The organism is Paenibacillus sp. B-A-8, from assembly GCF_048572915.1.
GTDB lineage: Bacteria > Bacillota > Bacilli > Paenibacillales > Paenibacillaceae > Paenibacillus_AQ.
In genome coordinates this window covers 240,825-262,247 of the sequence record NZ_CP183882.1, presented here as the reverse complement: position 1 = coordinate 262,247, position 21,423 = coordinate 240,825, and the positions used below count along the sequence as shown (strand labels likewise).

16 protein-coding genes are annotated in these 21,423 nt (G+C 42.6%); 5 read left to right on the top strand and 11 right to left on the bottom strand.

Annotation, left to right across the window (positions count from 1 at the left end):
- Positions 1–33: 33 nt before the first annotated feature.
- Both ACN6MV_RS01240 and ACN6MV_RS01235 read right to left on the bottom strand, forming a co-directional pair.
- On the bottom strand, positions 34–4,455 hold the full coding sequence (locus ACN6MV_RS01240; protein ID WP_419885551.1) for a bifunctional 2',3'-cyclic-nucleotide 2'-phosphodiesterase/3'-nucleotidase: 4,422 nt from the start codon (positions 4,453–4,455) through the stop codon (positions 34–36).
- A gap of 263 nt (positions 4,456–4,718) precedes the next feature.
- On the bottom strand, positions 4,719–5,096 hold the full coding sequence (locus tag ACN6MV_RS01235; protein ID WP_419885550.1) for a hypothetical protein: 378 nt from the start codon (positions 5,094–5,096) through the stop codon (positions 4,719–4,721).
- Between the two features lie 285 nt (positions 5,097–5,381).
- On the opposite strand from ACN6MV_RS01235, the gene ACN6MV_RS01230 reads away from it, so the two are divergent.
- Positions 5,382–5,798 (top strand): hypothetical protein, encoded by a 417-nt coding sequence (locus ACN6MV_RS01230; protein WP_042123381.1) that lies wholly within the window; start codon positions 5,382–5,384, stop codon positions 5,796–5,798.
- Positions 5,799–5,835: 37 nt separating this feature from the next.
- Here the strand turns inward: ACN6MV_RS01230 and ACN6MV_RS01225 are convergent, their stop codons facing one another.
- The 7 genes from ACN6MV_RS01225 to ACN6MV_RS01195 all read right to left on the bottom strand — a co-directional run bounded on the left by ACN6MV_RS01225 (position 5,836) and on the right by ACN6MV_RS01195 (position 14,833).
- Positions 5,836–6,750 carry a polysaccharide deacetylase family protein gene (locus ACN6MV_RS01225; RefSeq protein WP_339288801.1) on the bottom strand — a complete coding sequence of 305 codons (915 nt, stop codon included), beginning with the start codon at positions 6,748–6,750 and terminating at the stop codon, positions 5,836–5,838.
- Positions 6,722–8,044, bottom strand: a complete 1,323-nt coding sequence (locus ACN6MV_RS01220; RefSeq protein WP_339288800.1) for an MFS transporter — start codon at positions 8,042–8,044, stop codon at positions 6,722–6,724. The genes ACN6MV_RS01225 and ACN6MV_RS01220 overlap by 29 nt, the downstream gene beginning before the upstream one ends.
- 184 nt (positions 8,045–8,228) lie before the next feature.
- Entirely contained in the window at positions 8,229–8,768 is a 540-nt protein-coding gene (locus ACN6MV_RS01215; protein WP_419885549.1) for a DUF1854 domain-containing protein, read from the bottom strand.
- Positions 8,761–10,956, bottom strand: coding sequence for an ABC transporter ATP-binding protein (locus ACN6MV_RS01210; RefSeq protein ID WP_419885548.1), 2,196 nt, complete (start codon positions 10,954–10,956; stop codon positions 8,761–8,763). Before ACN6MV_RS01210 ends, ACN6MV_RS01215 begins: the two co-directional genes overlap by 8 nt.
- 160 nt (positions 10,957–11,116) lie before the next feature.
- Entirely contained in the window at positions 11,117–13,498 is a 2,382-nt protein-coding gene (locus tag ACN6MV_RS01205) for a phosphoketolase (RefSeq protein ID WP_197069731.1), read from the bottom strand.
- Between the two features lie 293 nt (positions 13,499–13,791).
- Complete coding sequence (locus ACN6MV_RS01200) at positions 13,792–14,514, bottom strand: GntR family transcriptional regulator (protein WP_042123374.1); 723 nt, start codon at positions 14,512–14,514, stop codon at positions 13,792–13,794.
- A 130-nt stretch (positions 14,515–14,644) separates the two neighbouring features.
- Complete coding sequence (locus tag ACN6MV_RS01195; protein WP_042123373.1) at positions 14,645–14,833, bottom strand: hypothetical protein; 189 nt, start codon at positions 14,831–14,833, stop codon at positions 14,645–14,647.
- 246 nt (positions 14,834–15,079) lie between these two features.
- Here ACN6MV_RS01195 and guaD point away from each other — a divergent pair, with 246 nt between their 5' ends.
- The 4 genes from guaD to ACN6MV_RS01175 all read left to right on the top strand — a co-directional run bounded on the left by guaD (position 15,080) and on the right by ACN6MV_RS01175 (position 19,110).
- Positions 15,080–16,444: a guanine deaminase gene (gene guaD / locus ACN6MV_RS01190; protein WP_042123372.1), complete on the top strand. Its 1,365-nt coding sequence runs from the start codon at positions 15,080–15,082 to the stop codon at positions 16,442–16,444.
- A 38-nt stretch (positions 16,445–16,482) separates the two neighbouring features.
- Entirely contained in the window at positions 16,483–17,835 is a 1,353-nt protein-coding gene (locus ACN6MV_RS01185; protein ID WP_419885547.1) for a uracil-xanthine permease family protein, read from the top strand.
- A 187-nt stretch (positions 17,836–18,022) separates the two neighbouring features.
- Positions 18,023–18,505, top strand: a complete 483-nt coding sequence (locus ACN6MV_RS01180) for an RNA polymerase sigma factor (protein ID WP_042123368.1) — start codon at positions 18,023–18,025, stop codon at positions 18,503–18,505.
- Positions 18,502–19,110 carry a zf-HC2 domain-containing protein gene (locus ACN6MV_RS01175; RefSeq protein WP_419885546.1) on the top strand — a complete coding sequence of 203 codons (609 nt, stop codon included), beginning with the start codon at positions 18,502–18,504 and terminating at the stop codon, positions 19,108–19,110. Before ACN6MV_RS01180 ends, ACN6MV_RS01175 begins: the two co-directional genes overlap by 4 nt.
- 53 nt (positions 19,111–19,163) lie before the next feature.
- On the opposite strand, the gene ACN6MV_RS01170 is transcribed toward ACN6MV_RS01175, so the two are convergent.
- Positions 19,164–20,480 (bottom strand): NAD(P)/FAD-dependent oxidoreductase, encoded by a 1,317-nt coding sequence (locus ACN6MV_RS01170; RefSeq protein WP_419885545.1) that lies wholly within the window; start codon positions 20,478–20,480, stop codon positions 19,164–19,166.
- Between the two features lie 221 nt (positions 20,481–20,701).
- Entirely contained in the window at positions 20,702–21,349 is a 648-nt protein-coding gene (locus tag ACN6MV_RS01165) for a 2OG-Fe(II) oxygenase (protein WP_076116370.1), read from the bottom strand.
- Positions 21,350–21,423: the final 74 nt, after the last annotated feature.

Here is a 21,423-nt window from a genome sequence, read left to right as displayed (position 1 = left end):
TCATCGATACACTTTTTCAGAAGAACTATCGGGTTATGAAGCTTGTTCAAGCATACGGTAGATAATGACTGCCGCTTGAGCACGGTTAGCTATGCCCTTAGGTGCAAATTTGCCACCTTCAACACCGTTAACGATCCCCAATTGGGTCAGTTGTGCTATAGCGTCCTGAGCGTAAGGAGCAATACTGGACTTGTCTGCAAACTTGCCCAGCGCTGCATTCTTATCAATCGGCTGTAGTTTATCCTTCAATGCATTAGCAATCATAATAGCCATCTCTTCTCGGGTCACTTGACGACCCGGTTCGAACTTACCATCACCAGACCCTTGTACAATCCCGGCCTTCACCGCAATAGCGATAGAATCCGTGTACCAAACTCCTTGTTTAACATCGCTGAATGAACTGGTTGTTGCCGAACCCGTCAGATTCAGTGCGCGTACCAGCATTGTAATAAACTCTGCTCTAGTCACTGTTTTGGTTGGCGCAAAACTATTTGCATCCAATCCTTTTATAATGCCCTTAGCAGCCAATGCTTGAACAGCTTCTTGCGCCCATACTACCTTACCCAGATCTTTGAAGTTTGCTGCTGGAGCAGTAGTTGGTGCTGGCGTTGCTGTTGGTGCTGTTGATGGCGCTGGCGTTGCTGTTGGTTTTGGTGCTGTTGTTGGTGCCGTTGTTGGTGCTGTTGTTGGTGCTGTTGTTGGTGCTGTTGTTGGTGCTGTTGTTGGTGCTGTTGTTGGTGCTGTTGTTGGTGCTGTTGTTGGTGCTGTTGTTGGTGCTGTTGTTGGTGCTGTTGTTGGCGTTGCTGTTGGACTAGGTGTCGGCGTTGGAGTTACTTCCTTCAAATTGTTAACAATCCGACCTTCAACAGCTGCTTTAATCTCTTTTCTATTAAACGTGCTCACAATATAGTCGTAGAATACGTCCAAATCAATAGGTCCAGCCAATGAATCACTAGCTTGAGTCAGAACCTTGTAGTTATCCCCGCCCGCAGCCATAAAGTTATTCACTACAGCCGTATATTTCTGTGTAGGATTAATTGGTGTTCCATTAGTTAGCGTGAGATTGGCAATGCGATCTGCTACCGGAAGATACATATTCGCTGTATATTTCAGTCCAGAAATTTGCAGCGTTTTGATATCGGGTGTTCCATCAGCTTTTACATTCCATTGCTGTTGCAGCAACGTTTTGATTTGCGCTCCAGTCAGCGTCAGCTTCACAAGCGTATTACCGAATGGCTGAATTTTCGCCAGATCGCCGAAGGTTACAGGGCCTTTTGGAAGATCCGCACGGATACCACCCGGATTCATAAAGGCGAAATCAGCAGCCTTAGCGCCATCGCCGAAATCAGCAGTACGCATAGCGTCAGCGATCAGGTTACCAAGTGCAGCCTCATTGTTGTAAGCATCGGTACGAGTGATAGTTCCGTTTGTTGTACCCACTGGTTGAGTAAGTTCAGGATGCTTCTCAAGGTAAGTATTAACCAGTGCCACACTTTCCGGATCCGGTGTTACGCCGTCATGGAAGGTGGAGGTCACTACAGCAGACTTCTCCTTCACATGACCTGTTTTAGGATCAATGATCAGCTTAATATCTTCAAATGCTGTACCGTAAGAGTAGGCTTGTACAATCAACTTACCGTTTACTGTTCCGTTTGCCAGCGCATGGTTATCACCAGCAACAATAACGTCAACAGGGGAATTTGCAGGAAGTGCGTTGGCTAGATCAGCTGCCTCACCTGTAGTTACCCCGTCTTTAGTAGAAGCTGGATCATGCGCAAGCACGATAATCGTCTCTACGCCTTTAGCTTGAAGCTCCTTCGCATATTTCTCAACAGCCGCTACTTCCTCCTCAGGTGTGAGGAAATATACGCCAGCGGTACCGGAAGGTGAAACTTTGCCTGGTGTAGCCTTCGTTACCAGACCAATAAATCCGATCTTCACACCGCCCACTTCTTTAATTACATAAGGTTTAATGATCGGCTCGCGGGTTGTCGCATCTACCGCATTGGCATTAACATAGTCAAAATTGGTACCCTTGTGGGTAACATTGCCGTCCTTAGGATCCACACCGCCATAAAGCTGCGTCATCAGTGCATCGACACCTTGGTCAAATTCATGGTTACCCAGGGAACCTACATCAAATCCCATCATGTTCATCCACTCAATCGTCGGCTCATCGCGTTCAAGCGAGGATACCGGAGCAGATGCACCTACGGAATCTCCGTTATGAAAGAGCAGAGCATTGTCGTATTTAGCCCGTGCTTCTTTTAGGTAAGTTGCAAGAATAGCAGCCGTTCCCACATTCTTGTTACTTACTGTAGAAACTGTATCCAGTTGGCCGTGGAAATCATTGATTCCCAGAAGGTGAACTTCTACATCCTTAACCGGGAGAGCCAATTTATAAATACTAAATCCCTTAATATCTTTTGCACCAGTATCCGTAATGTTGGCTGGCGTAACTTTTGCCGCTTCTGGTGAAGAAGTAAAGGTGATATTCACATCGTCCGAGATAGGGGCCAAAGACCAGTTCCCATCCGCAGAAGGATCAATGGTACCTACTTCTCTGATGTAGTCCATGAGGATCTGGCGATTCTCATCTTGTGAATCCACCAACATCTCTGAACCTTTCACACCCGGGAAATTGCCCCCGCCACTTGCGCGGTAGTTGTTAGTCACAACAATGAAATCTTGGTTCTGATCCAAAGTTTTACCTTTATACGTAATTTGCTTCACACGACTGGATGAAGCATTCTTAATTGTACCGTTAGGATTATATTTCGCAGGCTTAGTTACATCAATAGTGTACTTAATACCATCAATAATATCGAAGTTATAAACCGCAAAATCTCCATTTAGCAAGCTTTGTGGAGCCGTGCTCTTCTCATCGATGGTATTAAACGCACCCGCACTCATTTCAACCCATTCCTTAACAACAGAGCCTTTAACTTTAATAGCTTTTAGCGTGTTGTCATACAGGTACAAGTCACTTGCACTGCGGATAGTCAACGGACCTTTTTCAATACTCGTGTACTCCGAAGGGCCGTTACGTCCAGCCTTAAAAGGAGCACCTACACTGAGAATCGGAAGATTTTTATACTGTGGAAGGTTGTTTTCAATATACTTCTCCACATACCACTTCTGGGCATTGGTCACAATTTGCACGGTAGGATCGTCCTGAACCATTGCAAAATAGCTGTTCATCGGAGCAGTAGTAACGCCTAGCTCTTGACCTGTATAGTCAATAGTAGCTTGGTGATCTGCTGCCACAGCAGCATCAACAACAGCATCCGGTTTAGCATTGGCTATGGAGCGGGTCGAAGCTTTAGAGTTCTTTTTATCGACTGTCCATTTGCCGCCTTCCTGCACCAGATTAAGATCAATCAGACCCAAGTAACCCCCGCCATAACCTGCTTGCACAGCTGGAGTACCATTAATGTGGCCATAAACATTATCAACAACAGATTGAGGACTATTATACGGCTGTCCTGTTAATGGATCCTTGAAAGAAGCATCAAGGGAATCATTATTACCTGTCGGAAACACCTTGTGAGTGTGCGAGAAGGTAATCGCATCAATACCATCAACTTTACTTAACAGATTGATAGCATTCTCTGCATCAGTACCCGCAACTGCAGTTGCATCGAAGCCGGTGTGCGCCATTGCTACGATAACATCGGCTCCCTCGTTCTTCATGGCAGGAACAAATTTCGCTGCAGTTTCTGCAATATCCTTAGCAATAACTCGACCTTCCAGATTAACCTTGTCCCACTCCATGATTTGAGGGGTCACAAGGCCTAGTATACCAACCTTAACTACCTGAGGTTGATCATCACTGTCCATTATTGTTTTTTTGATAATGACATAAGGGTCGAAAGCATTTTTGTCATTGTCTGGATTACCATCTTTATCATCAATATATATATTGGCATTTACATAAGGGAAATCAGCACCAGTCAATGGATTATTACTATAGCCTTTAATAGTACGATTTAAGAATTCCAGCCCATAGTTAAATTCATGATTACCAAAAGTGGCAACATCATATTCCATAATATTCATAGCCGCAATCATAGGGTGTAGCTTGGTCTCTGATTCCATCAGTTTACTTTCGTTTGCAATGTAAGTCCCCAGTGGTGTACCTTGAATCAGATCCCCGTTATCGAGTAGAAGATTATTAAGAGGATATTCGCTTCTAGCATAAGTAACTAACGTAGCTGTTCGATCGAGCCCTACAGTTGTAGAGGCCGCATTCTTAAAGTAGTCCCAGCCGTAGACATTGGTGTGCACGTCTGTGGTACTCATTAACCGGAGCTTGGCTGTAGCTGAGGATGCTGCTTCAGCTTTGTCTGTACCCCAAGTCGCACCCAAACCAATTCCTCCAAACACCTGCAAAGAAAGCACTGCAGTTGCCAGTACAGAAGCGAGTGGCTTGTTCCATCGTGTCTTCCATCCCATAAATTATAAGTCCTCCCTATCATTTTTACATAGTTTCTGTGATATTATATCACACAGATGTAACGAAAAAGCATAGTATTGTAAAATCAATTTAAAACTATGTTAAATTTATTAACGTGTGAAGAAAGACCTAAGTCATGTTTTAATTTAATAGATCAAGAGTCTCTAGACATACAAAAAAACACATCTTATACAGATGCGTCCTAAAATAATCACTAATTTAAAGTCTAGATGCGTCGAATCCTGGTCTCATGATATCTTTCTCAAGACCCACGCATGATAGCTGTAAGCCCAAAACAAATAGCAGTGACTAAAGATAAGGGTGTCATCACAAGTCTTTCTTTTTTACTGTCCGATAATAAATTCATAACGGTATTGAGAATTAAATAGACTGCGAAAAAATAACATATGCCCCTATCAAACGGTAAACCAATTGAAATCACATGACCTGCCTGCAGTAAGTAGAAGATTGCAATCAGTTGTATAACAACTGAGATCGCACACGCAATCCTCATCTGTGAGGGCATGATTCTATGTTTGCCACCCATTGCAAATTCACCATAAGGTAATCCTAAAGACAGTAATATGTAAAGAATCACCGCTCCCGCAAAAGTAATACTCCCAATCCATGCAGATAACATCCTCCCACCCCCATGCTAATTGGTATTCGGGTTTTATAAGCGGAAGAACACCTTTTTTTCCTTTTAATCTATCTATTGTCCTCTTTCAAGCCATTCCCTCAAATATAAGATCCCAAATGAAAATCGATGACCTTAGCATTGTCCCAGTCTGAGATGGATATTTATGTACAGCCTCTCTTCATCAATTTTTTGGACTTTCTTTTCCAATTTATGATGAACCAGCACAAGCAACACCAGAATATCTGAGTAATATAGAATTAAATAGACCAATGAGGTGATCCACGTATGTCAAACAGAGCAAAGATTCGCAAGCGAGCTGAACAGCTCAAGGGTAGACCCGTGTGTGTTACGCTTCATGATGGACGCACGTATGTAGGATGGATAACTGGCCTCGATAAGGATGGATTGACCCTGTCCAAACCACGTAAAAATAAAAGTAAAAATAGAAAGTCAAAAAGACACACTCACTCCCGCCAGAAGGCGAATGTATCTGGACTCATGCCGTTATTTGGCTCACTGTTCGGAATGGGAGGAGGAGCTGCGGGGGCTGCCGAGGCTGCAGGTTCAGGCGCTTCAGGATTCGGTAGAATTATGGGCTTCGTAGGGATGATCCAAAGAACAATGCCGGTTGTGAAAATGGGCTACAATATGATTAAATCGATTTCCCCATTCTTGAATGGACTGAAGGGTTTAATGGGATAGTCAAAAGACACCCCTCAAGGTGTCTTTTTATTTATCCTCATGAACTTATCAGATTCTTCAAAAGCCTTCCCGCAGATTTTACCCGTGGGCGCTTTAAATGCTCCTGTACATAACGATAGTCCGTCAATTCAACATTAGCATCACGAATCGCATAGGTAAAATCATCATCAAAAGGTAGACGGTATTCCCAGACTCGCTTCTCCCAATGTGGTATATTTGCAAGCATCCACTGATCGTCTATTCCGGGATGAATATAGGTTTCACTAACACCATCAGGTAGCGAATACATCTTGGCGATAATGGATTGTTTGAAGCTATCGTACGTCTCACCCTCTTCCACACCAAAAGGATGCGACAACAAGTAATCAGGAATCGGGACTCCAAATGTATCGGCCAGCCCGGATCCAAGTGCAACAGGACGTTCAATATTTTTCAGCGATCCCAGAAGAGGATCTTCTGCATGGATGTATCGGAAGAATCTTGACGGCAACCCCCAGCGCGAAATTCTCCACAGCGTCTGCGGTAGCAAACTGCGTCCCGTTTCCATGCCATATAAACTTCCCATATGGTTGTCTACATGACTAATCACTATTCCGGATTGTTTCACTCTCTCATACTGAGCAACAATCTCCTTCAGCACAGCTTTTGTCTGTGCCCCCTGCTCAAACTCTTTTACCGTCTTATATTGATGCCCGCCATCGTCATGTAGTGAAGAGTCCCCCGTCAGGCTGCTCCAGCGTAAAGCCTCAAACTCACTAGTCATCGTCAAATGAAGGCCCACATTTCGTTGTTGCCTACGGCTACACCATCTAGCTGCCTCCTCGAATCCAGGGGCCACCGCCATGATCGTCGCTGAAGAAACTTTTCCCTCTTCTAATAGATGCATAATCGCCTGATTCATAGCAGGGCTTTGCCCAAAATCATCACAATTGATGATTAATCTTCTGCTCATTGTCAGCATCACCTCTCAATTGCCCCGTAAATGTAAATTTAATAGTAAAAGATATGACAACAGATATCGCTAGCAGACATAACGGTACCACGCTTATTAAATACCGGAACGTTGCTTCTGGATCAGACCCTGGATCATCGCCACCCTTATAACCAAAGATCATCCCTACAATAAAAAAGGCCAGCGCCGAGATTAATCCGCTTGAACGAGTGATGAATCCGCTTACTGCAGTATAGATACCCTCTCTTCTCAGCCCTGTCTTCTCTGCATCTTCATCAATGATTTTGCCACCTACGATCGCCGGGGTTACTAGAAACCCTGCTAGTCCGAAGCCGACAACAATGCCAGCGGCCACACCACTCACGAGATCATACCCGAACCATAGCGGAATGACAGATAAAGCATATAGGATAAGCGATAGCCGCCATGCCTTGACCCCATCCATCTTACGAATAATCCAATACCACACGAACACTAATGGAATGACTGAGACAAAGACAGCCGCGAGCATAATAGACACCTGTGCTTCTGAAATATGTAGAACATATTTTGCATAAAAGGGAATCATCGAGCTTACAAGCCCATTAACCGTTTGGGCAAAAGAATTCGAAATATTAAACACCCAGAACTTTTTATTCCGAATCGTCTCCCGAAAAGCAGGAATGAGCTTCAAAGGTTCGGTCTTAGTAGTCTCTTTCTTCTCTTGGACATTCATCATACATAAGAACATAAACACACCGAAAACACAGGCATACACAATAGCCATATTTGAGAAGTTAATTGCTGCGAAAAGGATTGGCGTTAGAGCCGTACCGATTAACAGAGCAACCACTTGATAGCCTTGCTGAATCGCCGAGGCTTTTGCCCGAATACGATCTCCACGGAAGAGCTCCGGAAGCAGTGCGCCATAGTTCACCCACAAGACCGTAGCGACAGCCTCATAGAAAATAAGCGTCACTAGAAACCAAGTGAAGAGTCCATTCTCGGATAAACCGCCAGGAGGAGAGAATACCAGCACAAACGCCAGCATAAACAGCGGAATCGAGCCGAACACCCAGGGTCTACGCCGACCATAGCGGGTATTTGTGCGGTCTGACCAGTATCCAAACAGCGGATTATTCACCGCATCCCAGATCAGAAAGATTGTTCTGGCCAGTGTAGCAAGTCCAATGCCCAAGCCCAATTTCTCCACATAAAAATAACTGTAAAAAGAACTAAAAGCCTGACTGGGAACCATCATCGCAAACATCCCTAAAGCAAAGGTGTACGGCGAGTTCATCCATTTATGCTTCACTCACATACCTCCCATATAGTAATCATCTAGTTGTAATATATTACCACATATACTGGAAGTTTAGTGACAAATTTGCTCCAATCCAATGCGTTTCCTCATCACAAAAGGAGGGATAACCTCGGATGTTTACACCGATCAAAAAAGTGCTCAGTAGTATAAACTACCAAGCACTTTCCTTCTTCCACTATAAAACGTCTTTCAGCTTGTTCCGACTCTGAGCATCCAAAGTGGAATAATCACGAATTTCGCATCTTTTTCCGTTAACGTCAGTCAGAATGATTCGATGAAGGCTTGGGTATTGCATATGCTCATGCAGGTTACGCATCACGATACGGGTCTGACCCAGATTCGTCTGCAGCTCCCAAATCCACATATCTGCCTTCTGTTTGATGGAATCAATTCGGGTCACAACCGGTAAAAAGTATCGCAGCTGCAATTCTTTGTCCACTTCCCCGCGACTTTCCTCATCCAGCTGATCAATGTCACGAATGACACCGATCTCCTCACTCTTAGAGTTACGTACAGAAATATACTGGGTGTTGTATTGAAAAGGAAAGATACGAAAAAGAATTAGTTCTTCATAAACCTTACCTTCCACTACGCCTTGAAATACCCCGCCTTGACTACGACTAAAGGAGATCGCACCCGGTTCGAAAATATTAATTTCATAGGGATCCTTATCTTTAGCATTCAATTCACCACTGACGCTGATTGGATCACTCATGCACTTCTACCCCCTTGATCTGGGACATTTCTTTCTGTGCTTCGACCAGTTTGAAGTAAGCCCCTTCTACTGCTAGCAATTCTTCATGCGTACCCACTTCAATAATCTTACCGCGTTCCAGCACGACGAGCCGATTGGCATTTCTTAAAGTGGACAAGCGATGAGCAATGGCGAATGTCGTTCTGCCTTTGACCAGACGCGAAATCGCTTCTTGAATTTGCCGCTCAGTCACTGTATCTACAGAAGCCGTTGCTTCGTCCAGAATTAGAATCCGCGGATCGTGAATTATTGCTCGGGCAATAGACACTCGCTGCTTCTCCCCTCCGGATAACTTATGCCCACGTTCTCCTACCCTTGTGTCATAGCCATCAGGTAGCTGAACGATGAAGTCATGTGCATTGGCAATTTTAGCAGCACGCATAATTTCCAGCTCTGTAGCCTCCGGTTTAGAATAAGCGATATTCTCAGCAATCGTGCCGTCGAACAGAAATGTCTCCTGCAGCACTACACCGATCTGACTCCGAAGGACAGACTGGCTAATATTTCGGATATCCACCCCATCGATGGTGATGGTCCCCTCGTCTGTGTCATAGAATCGGCAAATCATGTTGATGAAGGTCGACTTCCCAGCACCTGAATGCCCAACCAGACCGATCATTTCTCCTGCACCCACTTTTAAATCCACGTTCTTGAGCACAGGATGATGCTTTTCGTATCCATAAGTGACCTGTTTAAACTCTACCTCACCACTGACACGACCAATATCCGCTGGGTTCGTAGTATCAGGCACATCGGATGGTGTATCCATAATTTCGAATACCCGATCTGCAGCTGAAATCGCATGACTGGCCCAATTAATCATTTGACTTACCCACTGCAAAGGTCCGAGGAGCATCCCGAGGTAAGTCACCAAAGCGATTAGTGTACCAATAGATAACTGTCCATCAAGCACCGTTCTGCCGCCATAATACCAAATTAATAGCGTACCTACGCCAGCAACTAACGCAAAGGCGGGAAACATTCCCTGCCACAAGCCTTCAATCCGGATATTGTGCCGTACCAATTCCTTATTGGCGACAGTATAACGTGACATTTCCGTAGTTTCCTGACCAAATGCTTTAACCACACGAATCCCCTGCAAAGAATCGCCAACCAAAGCGTTTAGTCTAAAAATAGATCTCCACTGCTGGTACCACCGTCTGCCAATCATTGGCCATAATACAGTCGATAGTACGACCATGAGCGGCATAGGTAGCATGGCTAGCAGTGTTAGCTTCCAATCCATACTAAACATAATCGCGAAGATTGCGATTACCCTCAAGGATTCGCCAGAGACCCATATCACGCCATCTGTCATGAATTGCCGCATCGCCTCAGAGTCATTATTCACCCGTCCAATGAATTGCGAAGACTGTCTTCGATCGAAGAAAGATAACGACAATTTCATCAAGGAATGATACACATCATGACGCAGATCACCCATAATTTTGGAACCAATCCATACCCCGATAAGTCCACGTACAGTCTGCATTAGCGTAACCACCAGAGATGTGGCAGCAAGCCCAATGACTATCCACAGAAGCGTTGAGCCCATGTCCTTTTTTGTTAACACGTTATCAACAATCATCTTCGTCAAAAAAGGTGGAACAAGCTCTACCAATGTAGTGAAAATCAACATAATCGCTGCTGCGATCATTTGGATTTTATACGGCTTAGCGTAACTTAGCATCCGAAACAGAACCTTGCCATTACTTTTACATACCGGACAAGCTTGAGAATCGTCCGGAAGCGGATTGCGGCACTTTGGGCAATGTCTTGGAAATTCTTTTTCAGAAGCCGTTGGCCGCTCCTCCCCTTTAGCTACAGCAGCAATTAATTTAGACGCAAATCCAAATATAGAAGTAAGTGATGCGGTATAACGTATAAGAATCATTGGACCCTCTTTAGTATCGACAAGCAACGAACCGCCGCCTACCCCGCCTACAACTCGGGAATCGGTTATGCTCGAAACAAATAGCTTCGACACCAATTTCCCATCCGTCCCCCAAACGGAAAGCTCCTTCTCAGTCAATACAAGCCACTGCTCACCGAATTGTCCATCTTTCATTAAATCAGATACAAAGTGAAATAACGGTTGTTCCGTAAGCTGCATTTCTATAGACTTGGGAAGTTTATCAATATGTGGCATACATTTCTCCCCTTTCATTATCCATCCTATTTACTCACATATATTTACAGTGGTAAAGATGAAAGAATGACTATAATTGTTTTATATAGTTACTTGGACAACACAAAAAAGACACCCCTAAGGGTGTCTTTTTCATTACTTCCTATGGTACTGGCTATGCTTATTTCAATGGCTTCCATACCCAGTTCTCTACTTCTGGCAGATCAATACCTTCTTCACGAATGAACTGGTGATGCTTCTTCACGATAGCGTCCATTTCATCTGCGATGGCTTTATGCTTATCCCCATCAGGCAAGCTCAGCACAACTTCCTTCGCTAGATCAAAACGGTCCATTTGATTCAAGACACGCATATCGAAAGGTGTTGTGATATCACCATTCTCACGGTACCCGTGTACGTGAAGGTTATGGTTATGACGATCAAAGAACAAGTCTTTAATCAGACCTTCATACCCGTGGAAGGCGAAAATAACCGGTTTGTCCTTTGTGAAAAATTGATCAAACTCTTCGTCAGATAAACCACGAGGATCTAATTTTTGACTTCTCAGTCTCAATAAGTCCACCACATTGATATATCTAATCTTAAGTGCTGGAAGTTTCTCATGCAGGATAGAGATTGCCGCTAAGCTTTCAATAGTTGGTTCTGTACCAGCAGAAGCAATAACAACATCCGGCTCTCCACCTTGATCGGTGCTTGCCCAGTCAATGATCTTCAAGCCTTTTTCAACCAGCTCCTGTGCTTCATCTGCATTAAACCATTGCGGACGCGGATGTTTGGATGAAACGATCAGGTTGATTTTTTGACGGTCATTTAAGACGGTGTCAAAGACAGCCAGCAAGGAGTTCGCATCGGCAGGTAAATACTCACGGATAAATTCAGGCTTCTTATCAGCCAAGTGACCTAACAGACCTGGATCTTGGTGAGTATAACCATTGTGGTCTTGTTGGAATACAGTTGAAGTTGCCACCACATTTAAGGATGGGATATCTGCACGCCAGCTTTGATCTGTTGCTTTACGCAGCCATTTAAAATGCTGAGTAATCATAGAATCAACTACACGCAAGAAAGCTTCATAACTCGCAAAGAAACCGTGACGTCCAGTCAAAACATATCCTTCAAGTAAGCCTTCTGCTTGATGTTCAGACAATTGAGAATCAATTACACGTCCATAAGATGAGAGGAACTCATCATTTGGTTCTTTAATTTGATCCAGCCATTGTCGTTTAGTTACTTCAAAGACAGGTCCCAGACGGTTGGACATCGTTTCATCCGGTCCGAAAATTCTAAAGTTACGGTTCTCTTCATTAAGGGAGATTACATCTTTCATGTATTTACCCAGCACAGCCATATCTTGTGCAATAACTTGGCCTGGCACAGCATTATCAAGTGCAAAGTTACGATAATCTGGCAATTTCAAATCTTTAATGAGGTTACCGGCGTTGGTAACAGGATTCATTCCCATACGTCGGTCGCCTGTAGGCAGAATCTCAGCAATTTCAGCTTTCAAACGGCCATTGTCGTCAAATAATTCTTCCGGTCTATAGCTATTTAACCACTCCAGTAACGCTGGTGCGTGTTTCATATTTTTTTGGTCCACTGGAATTGGCACCTGATGGGCGCGGAATGAATTTTCATTTGGTACACCGTCCCATTGCTTTGGACCTGTCCATCCCTTAGGAGAGCGGAAGACCAGCATTGGCCAAACCGGACGAGTAAGATCATTGTTCTCACGTGCATTCTTTTGAATCGCTTCAATTCTTTCTACGATAGTATCCAGCACCTTTGCCATTTCTGGATGCATAAGATCAGGATTTTCACCTTCAACAAAGAACGGTTCCCAACCCATCCCTTTAAAGTATGCGGTAATTTCTTCTTTTGATTGACGGGATAGGATCGTTGGATTACTGATTTTGAAACCATTCAAGTGTAAGATCGGCAGAACCGCACCATCAGTAACCGGGTTGATGAATCTGTTGGAGAACCATGAAGCAGCTAGTGGTCCAGTTTCAGCCTCGCCATCACCAATCACAACAGCCGAAATCAGATCCGGATTATCCAATATGGCACCGACACCGTGAGAAAGAGAATAACCCAACTCGCCGCCTTCATGGATAGAACCAGGTGTTTCTGGGGCGGCATGAGAAGCAATGCCCCCTGGGAATGAGAATTGTTTGAACAATTTCTTCATCCCTGGAATATCTTGCGTGATTTCCGGATAAATTTCCGTGTAACTACCGTCCAGATAAGAATTTGAAACCATAACCTGACCACCATGACCAGGCCCCTCAATGTAGAACATGTTCAAGTCATATTTAGTAATGACCCTATTCAAATGGGCATAAATAAAATTTTGGCCAGGAATGGTTCCCCAGTGTCCGATAGGCTTAATTTTTACATCTGCATCCTTCAACGGTTCCTTTAACAACGGATTATCTTTTAAGTACAGTTGACCTACGGATATGTAGTTCGTCGCACGCCAATAGGCATCCAGCTTTTCTAAATAAGTTTTTGATGAGTAATCAACATCCATGGATAATACCATTTCTTCCACTCCCCAAAATTTTTTATGTTTTTTTCAGTACCGTATTACTTCCACAAATACATCATACCGCCGCGCAAAATTAATTCAACCTTTTAAACAAATGATACGGTCCAATTATGTGAAAATATGAACATAGTATGAAAAACGGAGTAAATTCACTGTAAAAAAGCTTGTATATTTTAATATTTGTAAAAATATAGGAACTATTTTCGAAGAGATCATGCTGGAGGACTTAACTCTATTTTGTTCAAAACAAAAAAAATAAGACCGAGAAAAATTCCCCAGTCTTACTTTTAGTCAACCGATACAAAGGTATTAAATTTTAAGAATTTGTAGTGGAATCGCATGTGCGAAAATTCAAAAGGCGTGCCATTATCCAAGAAGAAAATCCCCTCCATAATGCTAACAGGCTCATTCTTCTCTAAATTCAGCAGTTCTTGATCATTGGAATCCGATGGCTCTGCAGATATGGATAAAAAAGATTTGGTAACCGCTAAATTGCGCGAGTCCTCCAAATAATTAAAAATAGATCCTTCGATAATCGTCTGATTCAAATTTTGTACGATTTTTATGGGGATATACCCTGTTTCAATCATAAAGGGTTCATCTTCAAAGAGACGAAGTCGAACGATTTTGTAAACAAAGTCATGAGGCCCTAAAAACAAATCCCGCTGTAACTCTTCTGTTGGTGGGATAACCTCAAATTTCAATACTTTGATTTTAGGTTTCTTGCCATGCATATGAAAATTGTCGGTGACCCCTAAATTAGAGCCTTCGTAATTAAAAATAGATTCATTTTTTATGTATAACGGGTTAATAAAGGTTCCTGAACCACGTTTTTTAAAAATAATGCCGGCATTCGCCATTTTAGTCAGAGCACTTTTAATGGAACTCCGACTCACTTGATAAGTCTCACTGAGACTCCGTTCATCCGGTAATTTCATATCAGGAAACTGCCCAGCAAAGATTTTCATTTTTAGATCATCAATAATTTGCTTGTAGACAAACTGTGTCATGAAGTACTCCTTTTAAGGTTAATACATGTTTATTTCACTCTTTACTATAACATAATAACTAAGCAGTTTATACGATTGCACTCATGACTTATTAATCAACCGGATGGATCGGATTGTTGGAATCTGTTCGTTATTTTCGGCGGCGGATGTTCATGCGATTATACATCACTAAACCGGCGATAACCATGCCCAGCGTACCTATACTACTCGCTACATCAGTCTGAAGACCAAACAAAATACATACGTTAGTAACCAAGCTTCTCGTAAGCAGGGCGACAATAATTAGCATGATCGGACGCCAAAAGTTATATCTTCTCATTTCAGTAACACTCCCTAACCCATTTTTCTCAAGCGCTTAACCTTATTAATCTATAAGTATTATAGCATAAGTAAGTAACCGCATACATTTTACGCAAAGATAACGTGAATTCATATGTTTCGATCTAATTAGAACATAATTCAGTATTCAACGCTCGTCTTTGTTCGACTTTAGGCATAGACTTATCATTTTTTACGGATTATAATAACAAACGAACACCAAAAGACGAACATTAAGGCGGAAATTATGACAGAATATATGCAAATATTCCTAGGTACTTCATTTTCAAGCAAATCACCGAAGGAAATTCAAATTTTAAAAGACCACCTCTACTGCATTAATACAGATGGGATGATAGAAAAGATCGTTTCGCCAGAGGAACCCGACTATCAACTTTTACTAGATTCTTATCAAGATCAAGATAACTTCCATCGATTAGCTGAAGGTCAGTATTTTTTGCCTGGCTTTATCGACTTGCATGTTCATGCCCCGCAGTGGGCTCAATCCGGTACTGCGTTAGACATTCCACTCTATGATTGGTTAAATACGTACACCTTCCCATTGGAGTCTAAATTTTCAGACCTGGATTTTGCAAAAAAGATCTACGATGACGTGGTTGATACTCTACTCGCGAACGGAACCACTACAGCTCTTTATTTTGCAACGGTGCATAAAGAAGCCAGCTTATTATTAGCCCAAATCTGTGCAGAAAAAGGACAGCGGGGACTCGTTGGAAAAGTGGTAATGGACGATCCTCAAGGGAATCCAGAAAACTATCGCGACACTGACACCGACACCGCACTTAAAGATACAGAAGAATTTATTCTAGCGGTAAAAGAACTAGCCAAATCTACTAAGCAAGGCGTTTATCCAGTAGTGACACCTAGGTTCATCCCAAGCTGCACAAATGAGGCTTTGCAAGGTTTAGGGGACTTAGCCGCAAAATACGATACTCATATTCAATCGCATTGTAGTGAAAGTGATTGGGCGCACGGTTATGTACAAGAACGATTCCAGAAGAACGATGCTTTTGCCTTGCATGATTTCGGTCTGCTCCGTGATAAATCTGTCATGGCACATTGCAATTTTTTAGATGAAGACGATGTAGATTTATTTGCGGAGACAGGAACAGCTATTGCGCATTGTCCAATATCAAACGCTTATTTTGCCAATAGTGTCATCCCTATCGCTCACTTTCATTCCAAGGGTGTGGAGATTGGTTTAGGGTCTGATATTTCCGGTGGTTTTTCACCTAGTCTCTTCGATAACATAAGACAAGCTGTAATGTCTTCACGAATGCTAGAGGATGGCGTTAATCCTTCTCTTCCTGCACAAGAGCGTGGTTTACTAGGATCTCGGATTAAGATTGATGAATCTTTCTATCTTGCTACCGCTGGCGGTGGTAAAAGTTTAAGCTTACCTATCGGTCGGATACTAGAAGGCTATACATGGGATGTTCAAATTATCGATACGAAAATACCATCGGCTAGATTGCCTATCTTTGATGGGAATGAAGATTTACACGACGTGTTTCAAAAAATGATGTATCTAGCTCGACCTGAGAATATCCGTGAAGTCTGGGTACAGGGTAACAAGGTTCATTCACGTTAAGGATCGATAAAACTAGAAAATATAAGGTGGGCATCTGAGTGGAAACACAAGCAAACGTGCAAGATCAAGCACCATTAAAGTCACAACTATTAACCGTTCTACCCGATGAAAAGGTTTCATTCAGTAAATCCATCATCCTAGGCTTCCAACATGTATTGGCAATGGACGTTTATGTGGTTCCTTTCCTAGTTGCAATGTTAATCGGCTTACAACCCAATCAGTCAAGCGCGTTGATTCAATCCACCTTTATTGCTGCTGGACTTGCAACGATTGTGCAGACTTATTTCTGTATGAAGCTTCCGATCGCTCAAGGGCCTTCTTATGTTCCACTTGGTGCGATCGTCAGTATTTATGCAGCAAGTGGTGGCGGAGAGTTAGGTTGGAGTTCCGTGTTAGGTGCCAGTTTAATCGGTGCGATCCTGGTTATTATTCTGGGCTATGTCGGTATCTTTAATAAAATCGTTAAAAACTTTATCCCACCTATTGTAGGTGGTACGATCATATTCATAGTTGGTCTTTCTTTACTACCAGTTGCTATAAGAGACAATATCTATGGAGCCTCAGGCGCTTCCATCAACCAGAATGTATTATTAGCCCTTATTTCAGCGGGTACACTCCTTTTATTTGTAATTCTAGGTTCTATGTTCCGCAATAAAGGAACGATCTTCCGAATTATTTCCGTCATGATGGCGTTAGTAGTTGGATGTGTTGCTGCTAATATGATGGGTGTGTTAGACTTCTCAGCGATTAGCCAAGCGAATTGGTTTAGTATGCCGCGGATCGCTTTTGTGGATTTCGGATTTTCTTTCAACTTTTCTGCTATTATCACCATGGTCATTATTTATCTCGTACTGCTTGCTGAAACAACTGGTACCTGGTTTGCTGTCAGCAACGTAATCAATAAACCTTTAACAGACGAGCATATTAACAAAGGTGTTATCGGTGAAGGAATTGGCTGTCTTATTGCTTCTGCTCTCGGATCAACACCTGTTACAGGCTATTCAACCAATGCAGGCATTATCTCCATCACGGGTGTTGCCTCCCGCCGGGTCTTTCTTGCTGTAGGAGGATGGTTTGTCCTCTTCGGTTGTTCTGGTAAATTAGCTGCTCTGATCTCTTCAATTCCATCCGCTGTAATCGGCGGCGTCTTCGCTATCGTCTGCGGGATTATCGCGATTAACGGTGTGCAGGTGATGAAGAACGTAACGATTGGCGAAAAAGAAATGTACATTATCGCAATACCGATGATTATAACGTTAGCTTTGGTACTCATTCCTAGCGATTACTTGCATTCCTTACCTTCATTCGTGCAATATTTGCTGGGCTCACCTATCCTAGCGGCTTCATTGGCTGCGATCTTATTGAATAAATTGTTGCCAAGTGGAAAATAGAAGAAACAAACGGACAAACGGACATCAATGATGTCCGTTTTTTCTGTTTTTTATCAACTTAAATCCTGACATTGCCTGCAAAATCCTTTATGATGATGTTTCTTCCAAAGATTTTAATTTCAAAAGTTTATATAAGGCTGTAACGTTTATAGCATTTTACGGATATATAACTTGAGGAGGTGAACGGATGCAGGACAATGGGGAATTATACAGGGAATATTCAACCCAAGTATATAAATTCGTTTTCAGTTTTTGTCATAATCATTTACTGGCAGAAGAAATCACCCAAGAAACCTTTTATAGAGCTATAAAGTCCATACACAAATATGATGGAACCTGCAAAGTATACGTATGGCTTTGTCAGATTGCTAAGCATGTGTGGTATCAGGAGCTGGACAAGCAGAACAAAAGGAAGACTCAAGAATTAGAAGACCCTGCTTTTTCAAACGAAAATTCAACAGAAACTCAATTCATTTTAGCTCAAGATAAAATGGAGTTATTTAAACAACTTCATTTACTTGATCCCAATACCAAGGAAGTATTGTATCTGCGTTTGACCGGAGAATTCAGCTTTCGGGAAATTGGTGAAATTCTCGGAAGGGATGAGACTTGGGCAAGAGTTACCTTTTACCGCGGAAAACAAAAATTGATGAAAGGAAGATCTTCATGAAATGCGAGATCATTCAGGATTTATTGCCCTCCTATATTGAAAAGCTAACCTCTGTACATAGCAACGAAGAGATTGAAAAGCATCTGCAAACCTGTGAAAGCTGCCTTCAGTCCTATAACGAAATGACCGCAACAGCAGATCTAATTGTGCCTATTGTTGATAAAGAAGAAGTTAACAAACTTAATTATTTTAAAAAGGTCAAATCAAAAAATATAAAGACGCTCGCCTTTTCCATTTTAACGGTAATCCTACTGGCTGCTGCTCTTATTGGACTTTTTGTAATTGGTTTCCCTGTATCCTCTAAAGATGTGACCATCGATTATCAGAAGACAAAGACTCATCTGGAGGTTCATCTAACTTTGGAAAATGGTAAAGACTTGGTGTTCTCAGGAAAAACTAAATTTATCCGCGATGAAAATAATAATGTGATTGGTTCCGAAACTAGGTATACCCCTAGGGGCTTGATTCACAATCCCTTTGATGATGTAGGTAAAAAAGTTATGTTGGGGACGGAGATTCAAACCGATCTGGATTTCCCAAACAAGTTTATCCTTGAATTCAAAGATAAAACTATGACGTTCATTAATGGTGTTTTGGTGGAGTAGACATTGCAGTTAAACGAAAAAAGACACCCTTTAAGGTGTCTTTTCTCTTCGTATCATTCAGAATTAGTTGCTATATGATCAGCAAGCCCTTTTGCTGCAGCATAACCTGAACTCCAAGCCCACTGCAGGTTGTATCCACCACAGTCTCCATCCACATCCATCACCTCACCCGCAAAATAGAGCCCGGGAACAAGCCTGGATTCCATCGTTTCTTGGTTGATGTCCATTGTGTCGATGCCTCCGGCTGTAGTTTGGGCGAAAGTAAAGTTATTGGTACCTATGACTGTGAATTCCCAATTCTTCATGATTCGATAAATTATTTTTTTCGTATTCCACGATAAATCCTGACAAAGCAGGTTAGGCTGCTGATTGATGCCTGCTTCCTTCATTAATACAGGAATTAGCTTCTTGTTGATAATGCCGATAAAGGATTCCGCAACAGTCCGGTGCCCGAATGTACCCCAGTGCATTTCCAGAAAATCAATTACTTCTTCGCCACTGCGGTCCGGCATTAATTCGACCGATATCACCACAGGCTTCTCTTCAGCTAAGTTATAAGAAGCAACTCGACTAAGCTGGAGAATGGCTGGACCGGAGATACCATAGTCGGTGAAAAGAATCTCGCCATATTCGCTGCGGATCGTTTGACCGTCCACCATGATATGAGCCATTCCCTCGAATTTGACACCTGACAATGCCTTTAGATGCGGATAATCCAGCTTCAATTGAACAATGGCCGGCAAAGGCTCAATAAGCGTGTGCCCTAAACGTTGAGCCAGGGTGTACCCGGAACCGTCCGTTCCCGTTTTCGGAGCGGTAAGACCGCCTGTACATAGAAAAAGATAATCACTGGTTAATACAACCTGCTCCTCCGACTCTGTCTGGCAAACAATCCTAAAACGTGGATGATCTATCGACACAGTAACATCCAACACTTTATGATTAAAATACACAGGCACATTCCGGTCCTTCATCGCAAGCTGGAAAATATCCAACACAGAGCCAGCCTGCAGTGACATCGGATACATCCGACCATCCTCCAAGCTTGTTAGCGGAAGTCCGAGCATTCTAAAAAAGTCGATGGTTTGTTGGATACCAAATTGCTGCAGCGCAGACAATGGAAAGTCAGGCTGAGTACTGTGATACTTATATAATAAAGCAATCGTCTCCTCCGGCTCCATCGTTGTAGAATTATTCGTAATATTACAGCGACCGTTTCCTGTCGTTAATATCTTTTTGCCAATCCGGTCGTTGCCCTCCAATATAGCTGCATCAATACCAAAGTCACTCGCAGTAATGGCAGCCATTAACCCTGCAGCGCCCCCACCAATAATAAACAACTTGTGATGATTACTATGAAACTCTCTCATAATGTTAGATTCACCCTATTTGAAATAGTGAATAAATATTATAACATAGTGACTAGTAAATCCTCCAATCAATACTCCGATCCCCCTTAGCCTCCCTCCAATCTATAGAAATTATCAATAAAATTACTTACTTTAATATAAAAAGACACCCTTTAGGGTGTCTTCTCTGGAAGATATATTTGACTGTAGTAAGTGAGATCAAAAAATACAATACCTTACATCTAGGATGAGCGAAGGACTTGTCTTCTCATCCACATCGTTGCAACCCACTTTTCACCTTTGATTACTGGCATACCTGCATGTAAGGTGGACTCGTTTAATTCATGATTATCATAAAAATATTCGAAGTAGACCGCCATACCTTTGTTAGGGCTCACAGATAAATTAAGCATAGGGAAATCTGTTTCTCCACCTTCCTCCACATCATTCAAATACATCACGAGCGTACTAATTCGATTATTGCTACTTGCTCGACTCGTTTGTGCGAAGAAATCATGATGGGGTAGATACTCTTGACCAGGGATATACAAAAGGACTTGCAAGCCATCACCGTGCTCGATAGGGATATTCATAATTTGTGAGAATCGTTTCTCGATTCTTGTAACCGTCTCATTCTCCTCACAGAACACACCGCTGCTCGTTCTAATTGGATTGACCGCATGGTCTTCGCCTATTTTCGAACGTTGCAATCGTTCTCTAGAATACTCAATTAACTCATTACATTCCTCATCGCTAAGCACGTTTCCTAACAGGACAACCAGCGGCTCTTCATACTTGGCAAGAATTCGAATTTCTCTGTCTTCTGTCTTGATCGTATTTCCAGCATGATCGAATATCGTCCGTTCTTTGTCTGTCGTATTCCCTATCATCCTTATACAGCTCCCAAGTTATAACATCAATCACCAAAAAACATACCATAAAATGGTTTTATTTGCTTGATTAA